Annotated in this window: 15 protein-coding genes; 12 read left to right on the forward strand and 3 right to left on the reverse strand. The window is 48.6% G+C overall.

The genetic code is table 11. The features are described from left to right. The first annotated feature begins 18 nt into the window (after positions 1-18). The 3 genes from ACKTT9_RS08660 to ACKTT9_RS08670 all read left to right on the forward strand — a co-directional run bounded on the left by ACKTT9_RS08660 (position 19) and on the right by ACKTT9_RS08670 (position 5,154). Complete coding sequence (locus ACKTT9_RS08660) at positions 19-918, forward strand: carbohydrate ABC transporter permease (RefSeq protein WP_407871234.1); 900 nt, start codon at positions 19-21, stop codon at positions 916-918. 114 nt (positions 919-1,032) lie between these two features. After that, positions 1,033-2,694 (forward strand): ABC transporter substrate-binding protein, encoded by a 1,662-nt coding sequence (locus ACKTT9_RS08665; protein WP_407871235.1) that lies wholly within the window; start codon positions 1,033-1,035, stop codon positions 2,692-2,694. A 78-nt stretch (positions 2,695-2,772) separates the two neighbouring features. Then, on the forward strand, positions 2,773-5,154 hold the full coding sequence (locus tag ACKTT9_RS08670) for a glycosyl hydrolase family 95 catalytic domain-containing protein (RefSeq protein WP_407871236.1): 2,382 nt from the start codon (positions 2,773-2,775) through the stop codon (positions 5,152-5,154). 186 nt (positions 5,155-5,340) lie between these two features. Here the strand turns inward: ACKTT9_RS08670 and ACKTT9_RS08675 are convergent, their stop codons facing one another. Beyond that, positions 5,341-5,538, reverse strand: a complete 198-nt coding sequence (locus ACKTT9_RS08675; protein WP_407871237.1) for a hypothetical protein — start codon at positions 5,536-5,538, stop codon at positions 5,341-5,343. A gap of 230 nt (positions 5,539-5,768) precedes the next feature. Here ACKTT9_RS08675 and ACKTT9_RS08680 point away from each other — a divergent pair, with 230 nt between their 5' ends. Further along, positions 5,769-6,710 carry an aldo/keto reductase family protein gene (locus tag ACKTT9_RS08680; protein WP_407871238.1) on the forward strand — a complete coding sequence of 314 codons (942 nt, stop codon included), beginning with the start codon at positions 5,769-5,771 and terminating at the stop codon, positions 6,708-6,710. 34 nt (positions 6,711-6,744) lie between these two features. Next, on the forward strand, positions 6,745-7,641 hold the full coding sequence (locus ACKTT9_RS08685; RefSeq protein WP_407872992.1) for an aldo/keto reductase: 897 nt from the start codon (positions 6,745-6,747) through the stop codon (positions 7,639-7,641). A 101-nt stretch (positions 7,642-7,742) separates the two neighbouring features. Here ACKTT9_RS08685 and ACKTT9_RS08690 read toward each other — a convergent pair whose 3' ends face one another. Both ACKTT9_RS08690 and ACKTT9_RS08695 read right to left on the reverse strand, forming a co-directional pair. Continuing rightward, a complete protein-coding gene (locus ACKTT9_RS08690) occupies positions 7,743-8,585 on the reverse strand; it encodes a WYL domain-containing protein (RefSeq protein ID WP_407871239.1) in 843 nt (280 codons plus the stop codon). After that, a complete protein-coding gene (locus ACKTT9_RS08695; protein WP_407871240.1) occupies positions 8,560-9,879 on the reverse strand; it encodes a helix-turn-helix transcriptional regulator in 1,320 nt (439 codons plus the stop codon). The genes ACKTT9_RS08690 and ACKTT9_RS08695 overlap by 26 nt, the downstream gene beginning before the upstream one ends. Positions 9,880-10,042: 163 nt before the next feature. On the opposite strand from ACKTT9_RS08695, the gene ACKTT9_RS08700 reads away from it, so the two are divergent. The 7 genes from ACKTT9_RS08700 (at position 10,043) to ACKTT9_RS08730 (ending at position 18,487) form a co-directional block, all read left to right on the forward strand. Beyond that, positions 10,043-11,455 (forward strand): RtcB family protein, encoded by a 1,413-nt coding sequence (locus tag ACKTT9_RS08700; RefSeq protein ID WP_407872993.1) that lies wholly within the window; start codon positions 10,043-10,045, stop codon positions 11,453-11,455. Between the two features lie 285 nt (positions 11,456-11,740). Then, the gene (locus ACKTT9_RS08705) at positions 11,741-12,532 is read left to right on the forward strand and encodes a nucleotidyltransferase domain-containing protein (protein ID WP_407871241.1); all 792 of its coding nucleotides are present in this window, start codon (positions 11,741-11,743) and stop codon (positions 12,530-12,532) included. A 15-nt stretch (positions 12,533-12,547) separates the two neighbouring features. Continuing rightward, complete coding sequence (locus tag ACKTT9_RS08710) at positions 12,548-13,969, forward strand: RtcB family protein (RefSeq protein ID WP_407871242.1); 1,422 nt, start codon at positions 12,548-12,550, stop codon at positions 13,967-13,969. A 14-nt stretch (positions 13,970-13,983) separates the two neighbouring features. Beyond that, positions 13,984-15,279: an AAA family ATPase gene (locus ACKTT9_RS08715; RefSeq protein ID WP_407871243.1), complete on the forward strand. Its 1,296-nt coding sequence runs from the start codon at positions 13,984-13,986 to the stop codon at positions 15,277-15,279. A gap of 31 nt (positions 15,280-15,310) precedes the next feature. Continuing rightward, a complete protein-coding gene (locus ACKTT9_RS08720) occupies positions 15,311-15,883 on the forward strand; it encodes an RNA 2'-phosphotransferase (protein ID WP_407871244.1) in 573 nt (190 codons plus the stop codon). After that, entirely contained in the window at positions 15,871-16,677 is an 807-nt protein-coding gene (locus ACKTT9_RS08725; protein ID WP_407871245.1) for a TatD family hydrolase, read from the forward strand. The genes ACKTT9_RS08720 and ACKTT9_RS08725 overlap by 13 nt, the downstream gene beginning before the upstream one ends. A 373-nt stretch (positions 16,678-17,050) precedes the next feature. Next, entirely contained in the window at positions 17,051-18,487 is a 1,437-nt protein-coding gene (locus tag ACKTT9_RS08730; RefSeq protein ID WP_407871246.1) for an SWIM zinc finger family protein, read from the forward strand. The last annotated feature ends 10 nt before the right edge of the window (positions 18,488-18,497 follow it).

Genomic DNA, 18,497 nt, shown 5'->3' on the forward strand with positions numbered 1-18,497 from the left:
AAGGAGAGGAGCCGCCAAATGATCAAGATGGGGCGTCGCATTCGTGAATCGACGGGGGACCGGCTGTTCCTGACGGGTGTGTATCTATTTCTGGGGATCGCACTGATCGTCGTTCTTTATCCGCTAGTCTTCATTGTCAGCTCATCCTTAAGCAGCCCCCTCGCCGTTTCATCCGGACGTGTGTGGTTATGGCCCGTGGACCTGACATTCGTGGGATACAAGGTTGTATTAAGCAATCCGCAGGTACTTCAGGGCTATGGAAACTCGTTATTTTATGCGTTCTTCGGCACATTAATTAGCGTAACGTTAACGATTGTTTTGGCTTATCCGCTGTCGCGAAGGACCTTTTTTGGGCGCAGCGCACTGATGATGTTCATTACCTTTACAATGCTTTTCTCCGGTGGTCTGATTCCGACGTATTTGGTCGTCAAACAGCTGGGTCTGCTCGATACGAGGTGGGCGCTGCTTATCCCGCAAGCCATTTGGGTATGGCAAATCATTATTGCCAGGACGTTTTTTCAGTCTTCCATACCGGATGAATTGGCGGAAGCCAGTGAAATGGATGGTTGCAGCGATTTTCGTTTTCTATGGAGTGTTGTGCTTCCTTTGTCTAAACCGATCATCGCTGTGCTGATTTTGATGTATGCCATCGGACAGTGGAACGCTTACTTTGATGCTTTGATCTATTTGAAAACACAAAGTTTATACCCCTTGCAGTTGATTCTTCGAGGTATTCTAATTCTCAATTCGGCGGCGTCAGGCAATATTGATGCGGCGGAGCAGCTGAGAAGACAGCAGTTTGCTGATTTGACCAAATACTCGCTCATTGTCATAGCAAGCTTACCTGTTTTGGTCATTTATCCTTTTGTACAGCGATATTTCGTCAAAGGGATGCTGATTGGTTCTGTGAAAGGTTAGGAGACACCTAGGAGAGGTGGTGGTGCGGCTCGGGAATACATGAGAAAGAGCTTGAAAGCTTGGATAAAACACATGCAGGGGTTACCATTTGACAACGAAAGGGAGAGGGCGCATTTGAAAAAAACAGTTTCAACCTTATGGATAATGCTGCTTACGATCAGCTTGGTTCTCACAGCTTGTACATCCCCAACTGCTTCTGATACCAGTACACCTGGCGCAACGGGCGCGGCAAAACCAGTGGAGGGCACGGGCGCTCCGGTTCCAATTAAGATTTTTGCGCAACAAGACGCGAATGTCGATCTGGCGACAAACAGCTTTTCCAAATTGGCGGAGCAGAAATTCAACATTAAGTTTTCATGGCAAACCGTTCCTTTCGATGGTGCGGCTGAGAAAAGACAAATCTCACTGGCCAGCGGCGATTATCCGGATCTGTACATGCTGATTCCTTGGGTGGATAAATTTTCACAAACCGATATTCTTCGTTACTCGCAGCAGGGCGTGATTCTTCCGCTGGACGATCTCATTAAACAATATGCACCAAATGTACAAAAGGCTTTGGATAAATACCCTTACTTCAAGGCGATGAACACAGCTCCCGATGGCAAAATATATGGCTTAACGCAACTGGTCGAATGTTATCACTGCTCGTATCCGAATAAAATGTGGATCAATTCGTCCTGGCTGAAAAAGCTGAATCTGACGATGCCCAAAACACTGGATGAATATAAGCAAGTTTTGGAAGCTTTTAAAACCAAGGACCCGAACGGCAATGGCAAAGCGGACGAAGTGCCGCTAAGCGGATCTATTGAGGACTACGGGGTTCACATCATCCCTTACTTTATGAACGGTTTTATCTATGACGACGATCGTACCTACCTCTTGCTGAACAATGGCAAAGTGGATGTAGCAGCGAACAAAGATGAATGGAAGCAGGGCTTGCAGTTCGTGAAGTCCATGTATGACGCTGGCTTAATTGACAAAGGAGCATTCACGCAAAATGCAACCGCATACAAGAAGATTGGCGACAATGCGGATGCGCAAATTCTAGGCGCTGGTGCTGCTATGCACCCGTACATTTTTGTTACGGGCGGATCGGATAATTCCAAAACGTATGATCCAGTTCCACCGCTGACAGGGCCGAATGGGGCGTTTGCAACATATAACTACCCGAGCGATCCAGGAGCAACCTTCGTACTTACAAATAAAGCAAGCAAGGAAGCTCAAATCGCTGCTATCAAATTAGTCGATTACATGTTTACACAGGAAGGTCAAATCCGTGGTCACTTTGGTGAAGAAGGGAAAGACTGGCGGAAACCAAAGGATGGAGATTCTCCTGTAGAGAAATCAGCGACTCCGCTTCTGGCTACGATTCCAACGCCGACAGGGGAAACTCCGCACAACTCGTCTTGGGGCGCGATGGCGCAATATTTCCAACCGAAAGAGTTCCGGGACAGCTGGGTAGCCGCTACGGATATTTATGATACAACGGGTTATGAGCGTAGATTGCAAGAAGCTACGCATCTGTATGACGGTAAGCAGCCAAAAGATGTATTCCCGCATTGGGCGATCTGGATCGATCCGTCAACAGCTGACGAAGCCGCTATGCTGAAGACAAATATTAAAAACTACATCGATCAGAACTCGCTGCAGTTCGTCACAGGATCCAAAGATTTGAACAAGGATTGGGATGCCTATGTAGCCGGTTTAAATAAATTAAACCTCAAACGTTACACGGAAATCATGCAGCAATCCTACGACAAGTCATTCAAAAAATAACGCAGGGGTCCTGTACGGCCCGGAGGGTCGTACAGGATTTTTACGCTGCCAAACGATAGGTAAAGGGAGAGGATCGTCATGAACAGGATTGAGCAAGCGAAGCGACACCCCATTAGCTATGAGAAGCCGGCGCCGGATTTTTTTGAAGGCGCATTGATGGGAAACGGCGGCCTTGGCGCCGTGGTTACAACTCGTCCGGATGCGATTGTCATCCATTTTGGACATAACAATGTGTGGGACATTCGAATTGCAGAGAATAATCAAGAGAAGATCGGCACGTTTCAAGACGTATTCGAGCAATTGAAGCAGATACCGCAAGATCTGGACACGTTCCGAGAGAACGAATGGTATCGCGAATACTGTGACATGACGGCGGAGAATTACAGCAAGCCGTATCCTCGCCCTATGCCGTGCGGCTCTCTTCTCCTCGGCTATGACCGGCGCAAGGCGGAAGTGCTGGGCCATAAAATACATATTCACAATGGTCTCTGTGAAGTATATTTCAAGCTGGAAGCGGGAGAAGAGGCTACCCTGCAATTGTTTATTGAGCCTGAGGCGGATCGGATGTGGATGCAGCTTGTATCACCGGAAGGCGCCGTCGGCGGACTATTCGATCGGGTCAAGCTCATCCCCGATCCCGATACGCCGAAGGAGCTGCCGCTTGCGCAGCTGGCTGTTGAGGCTGAGCAGAGCCAACTCAGTTTCAGGCAGACGCTCCCTTGGGCGCCAGAAGGGAATAAGCGTGATGTCAAGGACAAAGCATTCCGCTTGGATGTTCGTGTTGCCGAGGATATCGAGGCTATGGATACCAAAGGCGGCGTACAAGCCAAGCTGCTCCAAACGGCGCCGTTCCTTGCTTGTGTGGAACTGACAGAAGGCTTGGATGCTGCCGTTGCGGCAGGGCTTCAGGAGCTGGAGGTGCCTGCGGAGCAAGGGGTTGCCGCCGCTTTCGCTGCTTGCGAGAACAATTGGACATCGTACTGGAATTGTTCGGGTGTAAGTCTCGGCGATGAATTTCTAGAGCAGATCTGGTATTGGAATTTATATTTCTATCACTGCTCGGTCAAACCCGAAGCGACCTGTCCGGGGTTGTTCGCGAATTGGAGCTACCGTTCCATAGGCTCGGAGTGGCATGGCGACTACCACATGAACTACAACACGCAGCAGCCGTTCTGGCTTGCTTTTTCCAGCAACCATGTCGACAAACATCTGGCTTACGTCAACATGGTCGATCATATTCTTCCTGTGAGCCGGAAATGGGCGAGTGAATATTACGGCATGCGAGGAGCCTATTATCCGCATTCCGCCTACCCTGTCGAAATGAATATCATGCCTTATCCAGTGCCGCATTGGGGCTGGGAAGTCTGTGAAACCCCATGGACGGTACAGAGTCTCTGGTGGCACTACCTGTACACGATGGACCGGGACTTCCTGGCGAATCGCGCTTTTGTACCTATCAAGGAAGCCGTGTTGTTTTTGACGGATTATATGCGCAGGCCGGATACACACGGGGAGGCGTGGGGTGATGACCGTTATCACATTTTCCCTACTGTTGTTCCTGAACTGTATGAGTTGACACCTGGTTTTAAGAAAAATTATGACTGCCTTGTTGATTTGACGTTGACCAAATTTGTGTTTCACGCTTTTAAGGAGGCTTGTGAAACACTTGGAATTGAGCAGCAAGAGGAAGAGCTTCTGGGCAGCGTGCAAGAAATTTTAAGCAAATTTCCTGAATATGCAACGGCCGAATCTCAGCGTGGTACTGTATTCGTATCTGTGCCAGGGGAGGATGCCGAGGTTGTCTATAACACGCCGAACGGCATTATGACGATTTTTCCGGGAGAGGAGCATGGTCTTCACTCAACGGGTGAAGCGTACCAAACCGCGCTCAATTCCTATCTGAATCATCGGAACGAGGGCGGCAACGAGCTTGTTTTCTACCATCTTGCCGGAGCGCGAATGGGCCATCTGGACCTGGAAAAATTCAAACGGCAAATAAGCTACTGCCTGCTGCCTAATGGCACATGCACAGACCGTGTTCTGCTGTCCGGGGGCAGGTACAGTGACACGCTAAGCTTTGATTTTATGCGCAGGGTCGGCATTTGGTTCGAAAACTTCGCGCTGCCAGTCGTCATTAATGAGTGTCTGCTGCAAAGCTATAACGGCATTCTGCGCCTGTTCCCGAACTGGCCTGGCGAGCAGGATGCTGAATTTGCCACGCTGAGGGCGGTCGGAGCTTTTCTGGTGAGCGCATCGTTTTCGGGCGGTGAAGTGCAATGGGTGGAGATTGAAAGCGAAGCCGGTGCTGAGCTGAGGTTCTACAATCCATGGGAGCACGGGGCTGTATGCAAGCAAGCTAGTGGAGATGTAACCGTCTATGAGGACATCGTTCACTTATCGACAAGCCCGGGCGAGAGAATTCGGTTGGTGAAAGCGAATGCTCAAGTAGCGGCAAGTTGAGCGGATAATGGCCTGATCTCTAAGCCGAGGGGCTGGGGATCAGGTTTTCTTTCTTTTAGACCGCCACCTTAACTCATTCATGAGGCTGAGCGCGACGCTTCTCTTGACCACTGATTGGAACTACAGGGCGCTATTTCTGCGAAATGCGCCCATTTACACACAGAAGGGGAACTGTGGGCCTTTATTTCAAGGTATTCGGCGAAAATTCCGCCAAATACTGTGAAATAGCGCCCTGTAGTTCTCCAGCGTCAATCCCAGCGCCGCTTTCTGCGAAATAGCGGCCTGTAGTTCCTTAAAGGTGGAGGAGAGCTCCACCTTAACCCATTCATGAGGCCGAGCGCCCCCACGCCGCTTCCCTCGATCGCTGATTTCATCAGCGTTCACACGCTCAACCCTCCAAAGTCGCACATAGCTTGCTCTTAAACTAGCCATCCCACCCCGCACCAGCGCAACCACATGTCTCCACACGGCAAGGGGTAACAACTAGTTACCAACAAGTAACTAACTTACTAATTTGATATTATGTAAGAAACTTTTCACTACTTCTAATCCTTAATCAACTATTGATATAATAGTAGAGCCTGTAATTGAAAATATTAGGAGGTTAGCATGAAATGAAATATCGTAAATTAGGGCTTTCAGGATTAAAGGTAAGTGAAATTAGTTTAGGCAGTTGGTTGACATATGGTGGATACGTTGAGCGTGAGAATGCAGTCAACTCCATTCATAAAGCTTATGAATTGGGGATTAATTTTTTTGATACAGCGAATGTGTATGAGCGTGGAGAAGCTGAGAAGGTCGTAGGCGAGGTTTTGAAAAATTACCCGCGTCATTCCTATGTGCTTGCTACCAAGGTGTTCGGTAGTATGGGCGATGGACCGAATGACAGAGGACTCTCTCGCAAACATATTTTTGAACAGCTGCATGCGAGTTTACAGCGCCTTGGCACGGATTATGTGGATGTGTATTACTGCCATCGCTATGATAAGGAAACGCCGATTGAGGAAACGCTGCGTGCACTGGATGATCTTGTTACACAAGGCAAAGTGCTGTATGTCGGCGTAAGTGAATGGACAGCGGCTCAAATGGCGCAAGCTCTAGCGGTAGCTGATAAGTACTTGCTGGATAGAATTATCGTCAATCAGCCTATCTATAATCTTTTTAATCGGTATATCGAAAAAGAAGTGATTCCTTTAGGCGAACAGCAGGGGATTGGTCAGGTGGTCTTCTCGCCATTGGCGCAGGGCTTGCTGACGGGCAAATACAAGTCTGTATCTGATATTCCTCAAGATAGCCGAGCAGCGAAGCTGGATAATTTCCGCAAAGGATTGACGGAGGAAAATATCGCAAAAGTTCAGCAGCTTGAAGCGGTTGCGTCAGATCTGAACATGACGATCGGGAACTTGGCGCTTGCTTGGATCTTGCGTCAGTCGAATGTTTCCAGCGCCTTAGTAGGTGCGAGCCGTCCAGCACAGGTTGAGGACAATGCGAAAGCTTCAGAGATTACATTATCCTCTGACGTTCTAGAGCGCGTAGAAGCGATAATGACGAAGTAATCAGACGAAATTTCTTCAAAGGAGACAAGCGATGATGGAAAAGCGTCTTTATGGCAAAACAGGCATGCAGGTTAGCGTTCTAGGTTTTGGTGGCGCTGAAATCGGGTTTTCTTCGGCTTCACCAGAAGATGTAGATAAGCTTCTAGGCAGTGCGCTGGATGCTGGTTTAAATGTGATTGATACAGCTGAATGCTATAACGTTAGCGAAGAGTTAATCGGTAAAACGGTATCGCACCGCCGAGATGACTACTATTTATTCACCAAATGCGGCCATGCCTCCGGGTTTGATCTCCCTGACTGGGATCCGAAGCTGCTGGAATTGAGCATCGACCGCAGCTTAAAACGTCTGAACACAGACTATATCGACGTCATTCACTTGCACAGCTGCTCGGAAGAATTGCTTCGGCGAGGGGAAGTTATTGAGGTTTTACAGCGTGCGAAGGAGCAAGGGAAAACGCGGTTCATCGGCTACAGCGGTGATCATAAAGCGGCTCAGTATGCGGTGCAATCCGGCTTATTCGACTCGTTGGAGACATCGATCAATATTGCCGATCAGGAAGCTATCGAGCTTACGATTCCGGTTGCTATTGAGAGAGGCATGGGTGTGGTTGTGAAGCGCCCGATTGCGAATGCAGCGTGGAAAACGGGTCAGAAGCCGGAAAGCGCCTATCATCATGCCTATTGGGATCGTCTACAGCAGTTGAAATACGATTTCCTGGAAACGGAACTTCAGGAATCTATTGAAGTTGCTCTGCGTTTCACGCTGACTGTACCAGGCGTTCATACCGCTATTGTCGGCACGGCGAATCCAGCGCGCTGGTTGGAAAACGCGAAGCTGCTGGAACGAGGCAATTTACCCGAAGAAGCTTATACTACGATCCGCAAAAGATGGCAGGAAATCGCCGAAGCCGATTGGATCGGCAAAGGTTAACAGGTTTACCTGCAAAAAGGAGGCTGTCCCAAAGAATTTGGGACAGCCTCTCCGCAATTTTGCGCCTATAGCATCAGCACGGTCTTCCTCCCATTCAACCCTCACATACTACTACCCGTTGCCCCCTCAGCAGACTCCACGCCAGCCGGCCCCTCGTACCTGGCCAAAGCCTTTTGCGCGGACTCTAGCATCCTCTTTTGTAAATACTCGCCTCGCACGACGCGCACCCGCTTGCCAAGGAAACGAAGCTTGCTTAACACATATTCGGCTTCATTGTTGAGATAGGTGAGCTGGATAGTGTACGTACCCTCTTTTTCGTCGTAGTCGACCTGTTTCTCGAAGCAAGAGAACGCATAAAGAATCCGGGACAATTCTCGATTGTATATTTTGACGACGGCGATGGTTGCCTGAATGTGACGTTTGTGCAGCAGCTTTTCGATTTGAATTTGCACTTGGGCTGCCCGTTCGGGGGAGAAAGGCAGATCGTGAACGGCTTCAATGTTGTCCAGTTTCGTGCTCATGATGGCCCGGTGTCTGAGATGATACCAGAGCAAATACCAGTCTTTTTTGACCTGAGAATATTCGAGTTTGTATGGAAAAGCCATTTCATTAACAAAAGTACGCTCATCTTTCACGCGGTAAGTAAGTCTGATGGCGCCTTGTCGTGTAATCACTCGGCGGAGCGTGCGCAGCTGCGGATGAAACACCTGCTTCTCTTTACTGCGCGCCTTCTCCATGAAGGCGTCGGACAAATCCAGGGCAGGTTCTGCATCAAGTACCCTCTGAAGTTTCTCCATAGCGGCTGGTGTGAAAGCATGCAAAGCAGCAGGATGATTCAGCATGGTTTTTAACCATGAGCGCTCAACGGAAGTCACCATGAACGTCCCTGCATTTTCCAATTTCGTAACCATATCATAGTTAAATATTTTCTCGAACAGGTTCATAATAGCCTGACAGCTCCTTCCACTCCGCAATCATCTCCTGCCGGAATTCGCTTGGTTCAAGCACTTCACAGCTCGATCCAAAACTTCGAATCCAAGGCTTTATTTCCGTAGTCCCATTGACGGTGATCTCGTAAACGAACGAATCTTCCAGCTCCTCCGTGATTTCTCCCCATTGTCCTTGAAGGAGCACGCGCTCTTTAATGAAATTAGGACCCGTTCGGCCAGGATTGAAGAAGCGCACTTTTACCGTCACCGCATTCCCAGTGTCTATGACCCAGCTTAGCTTGATTCGCTTTTCTAAATCCAACTTTTGCTCGTTGAAAAAAGAAGGATCAACCGGCTCGTCATGCTCAATCTGTGTCATCCCTTCGACCCGGAATTTACGGATGCCATGCCGCGAATCATGGGCCAGCAAATACCACCGCCCGTACTGGTGATCATACACGATTTGCAGTGGCAGTGCCTTCTGCAGCTTCCCTTCCATTTCCCGTTCGAATAAGGGATTCGTATTTTTTGAAGCGTAAGACTGGCCGGCTTTGGGTGAAAAATATAGGAATTGGACCTTGCGGCGCTGGGTGATCGCAGACAGCAATCCGGACAGATGGGCTTCGTCCAAAATCCGGGAGTAATACTGATATTTATACAGAAATGGTTCTACTAATTCGGCAGAGTTCCGATTCATATGCTTTTTAAGCCCGTCACGCAGTAAATAACCTTGTACCGAAGGCACCTGTGTATTGGACATAACGTCTATGAAATCATAAAGATCAATAAGCTCATCCTGCGAAAGCTCGTCGATGAACGCATTATGTATACGGTACCGATAGGGGCGTGACCCGGAAGTTTTCATGATGACACCGACTTCTTCCAGATACTTCAGATCGTTACGAATGGTTTTCTCATCCGGTAGAGCCATCTCGCTGGGGATGCCTTTACTGCAAGCGTCAAGCAGCTCAATTGCGGTTAAAGGCTGCTCATTCAAAGCGACCAGCAGCGCAGCGATTCGATGGCTTTCCGACTCTTTCAGCGATTTGGCCCGAAATAAGAACAGCAGCATGGGCTCTGTTGAATCGAAATAGCTGTAGCGCAGCATATCGGCAAATTCTTTCTGCTGTGCGTCCGGTGCTTGCTGGTACATCGTGGCGATGATTTCTTTTAACCGGCGCAGCGTTTTATCAAAGGTATGTACCGAAATGCCAAGCCTCTCCGCAAATTGCTGACGGCTATACGCCCCGCTTGTCAGCACGAACATCCGCAGAAACTGGACTTCTTTATCAAAGCTTTCCCTAGCCACACAATCCCCTCACTCTTCCTCTATCCTGATCTTATTGTAGCAGGGGTGGGTTTTGGAGAAAATGGAAAACTTTTCAGATGTCGTCATACTTTCGCCATGTTCGCCTCATCCTAAATAAGCGAAGATAGGTGTAGAAGACAAATGGAGGAGAAACGTTATGGAAATGAAAATGAAAAACCACGGTAACAATCATTACGAAATGGAGCTGGACCATGGCCGCCTTCACGTTTTTGCTAACGACGAGGTGTTCCAATCTTTTGAACAACGTGTTTATGAAATGGCAGACAATAATCTGCGGATTCCCCGCAATTTGCATATGAGCTACACGCCGGATGCCCACGTGGGGATCGGAACTTGCATTGGAACAACAGCTGTTTGGAGTCTAAAAGACGGCTTCGTGTCCCCTTCCATTGTAGGTGTGGACATCGGCTGCGGTATGCGCGTTCATACGACGTCGCTGCACAAAAAGGATATTCAAGATAAAGGTGTGCGCAGGGAGTTAATCAAAGCGATTGAAAAGAATGTGCCGACCAATGAGCGTACGAACACGAATTACGCAGACATTGATATTATGGAAGTCGTGAAACATGGGTTGAAGGGACTTCCAGAATCATATATCCCGAGCGAACGGTGGTTGACGCATGTCGAGGAAGCTACGTTCCAGTTCGACCATACTTATCTTGAAAAATTGCCTGCAAAAATCGGCAAATATGCACATGGCCAACTGGGGACGTTAGGCGGTGGAAATCATTTTATCGAGATACAATATTTAGAAATAGCCGAAAAGCACCAACAGTTGGCAGCACAGTGGGGACTGTTCGATGGTCAGGTGGTCGTTATGATCCACTCCGGCTCACGCGCTTGGGGGGCCAGATTAGGCCAAGAATTTACCAAAGTTTTCAGAGAAGCGATGCATAGTTGGGGGATTGAAAACCCTGACCGCAATCTCATGTACGCTCCGGTTTCAAGCGTTGAAGGCCAGACTTACTTGAATCTGATGTATTCAGCCTTAAACTTTGCGGTGAGCAACCGGCATATGATTGCCTTCGGGGTACGTGAAGCGTTCCGGGAAGTTTTTGGTGAAAAGGAAGAGCTGCCTGTGCTTTACGATCTTATGCATAACTATGCGCTAAAGGAATTTCATCGCAATCAGCCGATGCTTGTTCACCGTAAGGGGGCGACAAGGGCGCTGCCCGCTGGTCATTTTCTAAATACCGCTGCTTACAAAGCTACCGGCCATCCGGCCTTGATTCCGGGCTCGATGGGAACCTCGTCTTTTATCATGGTGGGGAGAGAGGAAGGGCTCAAGAATTTTTATTCCATCTGCCATGGTGCCGGTAGAGCAAGATCACGGAAAGCAACGAAAGAGTTGGTCACGGTCGATGAATTTGCGCAATCGCTCAAAGTAGGAACGGAGGAAGAGATATTGGTGAACCATCGTTCTCTGCAAACGATCCTGGATGAGTGCCCGCAAGCCTATAAGGATGTGGATCAGATTATTGACAGCGTAGTGGGTGCTTCCCTTGCGGATGTGGTGGCGGTTTGTAAGCCTATGGTTGCAATCAAAGGGATTTAGACAAATCAGTATAACGATTTTTTCCGCCGCAGGGTGATTGACGTGATGCAGGTTTCGCTCGTATGATGTTTGTAAATGAATGGAAAGGAGGCCGACGATATGATTCGCAATCAAAATTCTATCCGTAATTTGACAATTAAATTCAGCAGATTACCTTCGGTCTCAGCCGGGTTTGTGACGAATACGTAAGTCCTCTGTGGAGTGGCTTCGTTTACATTTGACATGAAAAGCCGTAGACCTTGTTGGTCTATGGCTTTTTTGTATGCGGATTTTGAAGAAGAAAGGGTGAGTCCAGTGACGTTGGATGTTAGAAAAATAGAGGCAGAGCTTAAACAAATTGAACAAGAGGAAGGCGTTCGGATCTTATATGCCTGTGAATCTGGCAGCAGAGCGTGGGGATTTCCGTCCAAGGATAGCGATTACGATGTGAGGTTTATCTATGTAAGACCCGTGAATTGGTATTTGTCTATCTTGGAGAAACGAGATGTGATTGAGCGCCCGATCAGCGATCTTCTTGACATCAACGGTTGGGATTTGAAGAAGGCTTTGAATTTGTTTCGCAAATCGAACCCGCCTTTGCTAGAGTGGCTACAATCGCCGATACCCTATTTGGAGCAGTTCAGCGTAACAGAGAAAATTCGCCAGCTCTCTCCGCTGACTTTTTCTCCGCGATCCACTATGTATCACTACCTGCACATGGCTAAAGGGAACTTAAGGGCATATTTGCAAGGCGATTTCGTTAAAATCAAAAAATATTTCTATGTGCTGCGGCCTATACTCGCATGCGGATGGATTGAGAAATACGGCTCGATGCCGCCGATAGAATTCGAGGAGCTGGTGGAGCGGATGCTTCCAGACTCGATATTGAAAAAAGAAATATACACCTTGTTAGCTCGGAAAAAGGCTGGCGTCGAACTCGACTTAGAGCCGAAAATCTCGGTGATCAACGACTTTTTAGAGCGGCAAATCGCTTATTTTGAAGAAACCGCCAAACACATTTCAGTCTCTGGAGAACAGCAGGATCAGGCTTTAGATGATTTGTTCCGGGATGCGCTGAAGGAGGTTTGGGGTTCATAGAGAGGATACAATTAAATGAAAGAAAATTATGTTCAACACGTTCAGCTCCCTTCGGGGGTTGTCCATGTTTATGCAGCGCCTGAGCTGTTTAAAACGTTAGATTATCAAATTTTTCAGATGGCGAACAACAATTTGCAGATTCCAAATCAAAAATTTATGAGCTACACGCCAGACGTACATGTCGGTGTAGGTACTTGTATCGGTACAACGGCTGCGTGGCAAACCCATGACGGTTATGTGTCTCCGTCGATTGTCGGCAGCGATATCGGATGCGGCATGAGGGTGCATATGACCAATGTGCATAAAGATGAGCTCAAAGATGTGAAGCTGCGCCGCAAGCTCGTGAAGACCATCGAGAAATATTTGCCTGTGGAAGATCACGCGCGCGGCCATTTCTCCGATGTTCGTTTGGAGCACGTTGTGACGAAAGGACTGCACGGCTTGCCGAAAAAGTATATCCCGGATGGCTACACGCCAAGGAAAGCGACCTCCCTTACACATGTCGAGTGCAGCAAATTTACACTGGATGAAAATGTGTTGAATCGGTTCCCGAATGCCGTCTGGCATCGTTCGCACCGTCAGCTCGGTACGCTGGGCAATGGGAACCATTTTGCCGAAATTCAAGCGATTGAGATCGCAGAAGAGAACCGCGAAGTGGCGGAAGCATGGGGCCTGTTCGACGGCCAAGTCGTTGTGATGATCCATTCCGGATCACGCGCTTGGGGCGGCTCCGTCAGCCAAGTCAGCAGCAGCGATATGGTGAAAGTCATGCGGACACTGGGATTGGGAACCGCAGATCCTAAACTGCTTTTTGTTCCACTCGAGCACCAGGCAGCGCAGACTTATGTTCATTTGATGTACTCAGCGCTGAATTATGCCGTTGTGAATCGCCATCTCATTGCTTACGCCATTCGTGAGGCTGGCAAAGATGTATTTGGTTCAAAGTTTGAAATGACGACCTTGTACGATCTCATGCATAACTATGCCTGGGAGGAGAAACAGGAGGGCGAGTCCTATTTTGTCCATCGCAAAGGGGCGACGCGTTCGCTTCCTGCGGGGCATCCTGATAATCCGCAGCCCTATATGCACACGGGCCACCCTGCGCTGATTCCGGGCTCGATGGGAACAGCATCCTATATCATGGTTGGTGCGCCGGGCGGCAAGGCTAACTTTCACTCAATCTGTCATGGTGCAGGCCGCATCCGCTCGCGTAGTGCAACGAAAAAGCTGATTACGTTGAACGAATTCGCCGCCTCCATGCGTGTAGGAACTGACGAGGAAATCGTTGTAAATCAAAAGTCATTAGAGGCGATTCTTGATGAATCTCCGCAAGCTTATAAAGATGTCGATCAAATTATAGAGAGTGTCGTCGGGGCGGATCTGGCACAGGTTGTAGCAAAGTGCAAACCTATGGCGGCAGTAAAAGGTGCCAAATGAAGAGGAATTCCAATTTGAAAATAAGAGAAGTAACTGCGGCGGCTGTATCCGCTAAGATCGGGTCAGGAGGCAGCCCGCTGGCCGCGTATGGAGATTATGCTTATGTGCTGGGTAGCATTCAAAGCGTGTTGAGCGACTTGTTCGGCGAGTATTTTGAACCCTATGTAAGCGACGATGGGAAAGAAGAATACTGGGAAATGTTGGAGCAGGATGTCAAAGTGGGTAGTCCTCAAGTTCAGCATGTTACTAAAATTTTTGATCTTATGGAATCTCGCGCATTTGGCATCCAAGGGGATGAGGAATCTTCGGCATACGGTATATTTCCGACCTTGCGCAATAACGTTTTTGCCTATCCCGACTGGGGGATCGCACTAGCGAGGGTACCGATTTTCCGAATGCATGGCATTGGCGCTGAGGATTTTGTTTTTGCCGTAGATGATGCCAGCCTTAAACGGTTTCTGGAGCACGCGCGGCAGCGGCGAAGAGATTTGGATCGGCGGCAAGTGACGATTTTTACAGATGGACCGCATGGGATGGAAAAAGAGCTGGCACCGATTACCCGCATGGTCGAACGCTCCGAAGTCATTATGAAGGATGAAGTGAAGCGGGACATTTACAGAGCCATCGATCAGTTTTTTGATGAGGATCGGACCTTTTTCAAGGAATATGAGCTTCCTTATAAAAGAGGCATTCTGCTCTATGGCAAACCGGGGAATGGGAAAACAACGCTCGTGAAGTCCATCGCCGGCAGCGTGAAAGCCCCTGTTGCTTATTGGCAAATCACAGAAAATACGTGCAGCGACTCCATTCAGGAGGTATTTCATGCGGCGGCGAATCTGGCGCCTATGATCCTTGTGATTGAGGATATCGATGCGATGCCCCAGCGGGCCCGGTCTTATTTTTTAAATATTTTGGACGGCGCCACATCGAAAGAGGGAATCTTCCTCATTGGAACGACGAATTATCCAGAGCAAATTGATCCGGCGTTAATGAATCGTGCAGGGCGTTTTGATCGCGCTTATGAAATTAAGCTTCCTGATTTGGCGCTTAGGCAGACCTATTTGGAGCAAAAAGGGTTGGGCAAGCTGCTGACCGATGATTTACTAAAGGTAACTGCGAAGCAAACGGAAGGATTTACTTTTGCCCAGTTAAATGAATTGTACGCAGCCGCGGCGCTTCAGTGGCATTACGAGATGAGTGTGGATATAGAAAAGCTGGTGAAGTCCATGAAATCGGATTTGCAAAAGGGGCAATCGATGTCGTGGCTGAAGGAAGATTCGGAGGTTCGGGTTGGATTTTTGGTGGGTTGAGATGATGGATAAGAGAGGAGTATGATTCGGAATGTTAACTAAACAAGTACAAACAAGATTAAGCAAATTGATGAGTAAAATACTGCGGCATTCTCCGGAACAATTCGGGCTGATGCTCGACTCGGCTGATGGTTCCTGTGCGGTTGCTGATTTATTGCAAGTACTTCGTGGCCAGTCAGGGTGGTCGGAACTTAGCTTGCCTGATTTGGAGGAAGTGGTCGAGCGCTGTGAAAAGCAGCGTTTTGAAATCATTGGCGATCGCATCAGGGCAAGGTATGGGCATAGCCATGACAAAGTCAGTTATCCGATCGGAGTGCCGCCGATGGTGCTCTATCATGGTACGAATGTGCAAGCTGCGCCAAAGATACTGGAGCAAGGATTGCGCCCCATGCAGCGTCAATATGTTCATATGTCTGAAGGGCTGCATTTTGCGACATTGGCTGGTAAGCGTAGAGGGGAACTTGTCATTCTCAACATTGATACGGTAAAAGCTAGCCGTGCGGGGATCAAATTCTATTATGCAGGCAATGAAGTTTGGCTTGCTGATGCTGTTCCTGCGGAGTTTTGCAGCATTTATGAACACAAAGAGGAGTGGTCGGAGTGAATAAGCAGCTTATTGACATAGGTGTTAACTTGATGCATCGATCTTTTGAGGGGGATCGTGATGAGGTCGTCGCAAGGGCGATTGAGGTTGGTGTATCGCCTCTGATCCTGACGGGCACAAGCGAGAGGAATAGCGATACAGCAACGCGGTATGCTGCGAAATTTCCCGGTCAGCTGTTCACGACAGCCGGTATTCATCCGCATGATGCGCGGAATTGTACAGGGCAAACGCTGGATACATTGCGGCGATTAGCCACGAAACCGCAGGTTGTTGCGATTGGAGAATGCGGCTTGGATTACAACCGTGACTTTTCGCCTCGTGATATCCAGCGCAAGTGGTTTGAGGAACAGATTCAGCTTGCCTGCGAATTGGAAAAGCCGCTTTTTCTGCACGAGCGTGAAGCACATCTCGATTTCGTGCGAATTCTGAAGCCTTACTTGGGCAAAGGGAATGTTAAAGCTGTTGTCCATTGCTTCACGGGCTCAGCTCAGGAGCTTGAAGTTTATTTGCGGCTCGGCCTGCATATTGGGATTACCGGCTGGATTTGCGATGAACGTAGAGGGCGGCATCTGCGCGAGCTGGTGAAGCGAATCCCTCTGGATCGCCTGATGCTGGAAACCGACGCCCCTTTCCTGACGCCACGCGATTTGCCCGTTAAGCCGCAGGATGGACGGAATGAACCGATGTTTCTTCCTCATGTGGCGGCTGCCGTTGCTAGTTGTTTAGGTGCAACGGTGGAGGAGGTTGCGGAGGCGACGACGAGTACGGCGAGGTCGTTTTTTGGGCTTCGGTAGGCTGCGCCTGCCTTGTAAGGCACCTCTCTCCCCCGCGAGAGGAACTACAGGGCGCTATTTCTTCGAAATGCGGCCTTATGCTCGCGGGAGGAAACTGTGGGCCGCTAATTTTTCGTTTTCGTAAAGAAAACGAGGTTTGGCGGGCAAATAACGCCCTGTTGTTCCGCTTGTACGCGGCAACGGGCTGAATTTGCAGGAATAGCGCACGCAGAGGGCGCTATTTCCAAGAGTAAGAGCCTATAGGGCTCTTTTTTCATTATGAGCGCTTCAGTTATTTTCGTTCTAATCAATGGGGAAAAGCCATACCCTTGAAACAGGAAATTTAGGCGCAATGTGGAAACAGTTTATATAACCATGTTATGAGGAGTACGAGATGAATCATTTAACTGAAGCTTATGTCGATAGTTTGGCGCAAAACAGCAGTGCAATTAAGAATGGCAAAGATTTGGTGAAGAAAAATAGTTTTCCCCTGCTCTGTCAGTCTGATGATGGGACAATCATTTTCGGGGAGTGCAAAGGAAGCGGAAAGGAACCTTATCGCTGTTCGATTGATTGGCAGCAAGAAGGGAATCCCGTATTTCGCTGCACCTGTCCGAGCCGTCAGTTCCCGTGCAAGCACAATCTCGGGTTGATGTATGCATTTACCTCAGGAAAAACATTCATCCATTCCCCCATTCCTCCAGATATCTTGGACAAAAGGGAAAAGGCGGAGAAGCGGGAAGAGAAGAAGAAAGCCGCCGATCCTGAGGCACCAACCGCGAAGCGTAAGACGAATAAGTCGGCTTTGTTGAAAAAAATAGCGGCACAGCTGGAAGGGATCAGCATCGCGGAGAAGCTCATCCTTCAGCTTGTTTCTTCGGGGCTTGGCAGTTTGGATAAAAAGGCATTGCAAACCGCAGACGAACAAGCAAAGCAGTTAGGTAACTACTACATCCCGGGAATCCAATCGGCGTTGAAAGATCTGACACTTCAATTTCGAGTTGAGGAAAATCGGGAATCCGTCTATGCCGTCGTGATTGAGCAGCTAACTACCCTGCAGTCGCTGATCAAGAAGAGCAGGGAATATCTGAACGGTAGATTGGAAAACCCTGATCTTCCAATGGATGCGGAATCGACATTGGAGGAATGGATCGGGCATGCTTGGCAAATGGCAGAACTTAGAGAACTAGGTCGTGTCCGCGCGAAGGCTGAACTGCTGCAGCTTGCTTTCCGATCCTATACGGATCAAGCAAGAGGAGAGTTCATCGATGAGGGATATTGGTCCGATCTCCAAAGCGGGCAGATTCACCTTACAAGGACGTACCGTCCCTTTCGTGCAGCCAAACATATACGCGAAGAGGATTCCATCTTTCAGGTCGTGCAAACAAAGGAGCTCGCGCAATACCCGGGTGAGTTAAACAGAAGAGTGCGGTGGGAGGATGCAACGTTTCGCACGGCTGATTCGCAAGATTTTAACAAAATCTGTGCCAGTGCTCAGAGCTCATTCCCGGAAGTGATCAAGCAGGTGAAGAATGTAATCAAAAATCCGCTATCTGATAAACATCCTGTCATGCTGCTTCGTTTTGCTGAGATTAGAAAAACGGATGCTGATTCTTATGTGCTGTTGGATGAACAGGGCAAGCAGCTCCCTCTTGCGGACATCCAGTATCTCCATGAAACTACGACCAATCTGCTGCCAATGCTGAATAAGGCGTTACTGACGAATCAAGTTATATTGGTTATGTTTGAGCAAAATTGGAAATTTAACAGGCTCGAAGCGCAGCCTTTAAGCATTGTAACCGCCAATGAAGTAGTTCGCTTACTGTATTGATGAAAAGAAT

This window comes from Paenibacillus sp. P36 (assembly GCF_045866505.1).
Classification (GTDB): Bacteria; Bacillota; Bacilli; order Paenibacillales; family NBRC-103111; genus Paenibacillus_E; species Paenibacillus_E chondroitinus.

Excerpts from the sequence above, each read along its gene's own strand:
- ACKTT9_RS08660 (WP_407871234.1), top strand. The coding sequence starts at position 19 with ATGATCAAGATGGGGCGTCGCATTCGTGAATCGACGGGGGACCGGCTG.
- ACKTT9_RS08680 (WP_407871238.1), top strand. The coding sequence starts at position 5,769 with ATGAAATATCGTAAATTAGGGCTTTCAGGATTAAAGGTAAGTGAAATT.
- ACKTT9_RS08700 (WP_407872993.1), top strand. The coding sequence starts at position 10,043 with ATGAAAATGAAAAACCACGGTAACAATCATTACGAAATGGAGCTGGAC.
- ACKTT9_RS08690 (WP_407871239.1), bottom strand. The coding sequence starts at position 8,585 with ATGAACCTGTTCGAGAAAATATTTAACTATGATATGGTTACGAAATTG.
- ACKTT9_RS08720 (WP_407871244.1), top strand. The coding sequence starts at position 15,311 with ATGTTAACTAAACAAGTACAAACAAGATTAAGCAAATTGATGAGTAAA.
- ACKTT9_RS08670 (WP_407871236.1), top strand. The coding sequence starts at position 2,773 with ATGAACAGGATTGAGCAAGCGAAGCGACACCCCATTAGCTATGAGAAG.
- ACKTT9_RS08685 (WP_407872992.1), top strand. The coding sequence starts at position 6,745 with ATGGAAAAGCGTCTTTATGGCAAAACAGGCATGCAGGTTAGCGTTCTA.
- ACKTT9_RS08710 (WP_407871242.1), top strand. The coding sequence starts at position 12,548 with ATGAAAGAAAATTATGTTCAACACGTTCAGCTCCCTTCGGGGGTTGTC.
- ACKTT9_RS08730 (WP_407871246.1), top strand. The coding sequence starts at position 17,051 with ATGAATCATTTAACTGAAGCTTATGTCGATAGTTTGGCGCAAAACAGC.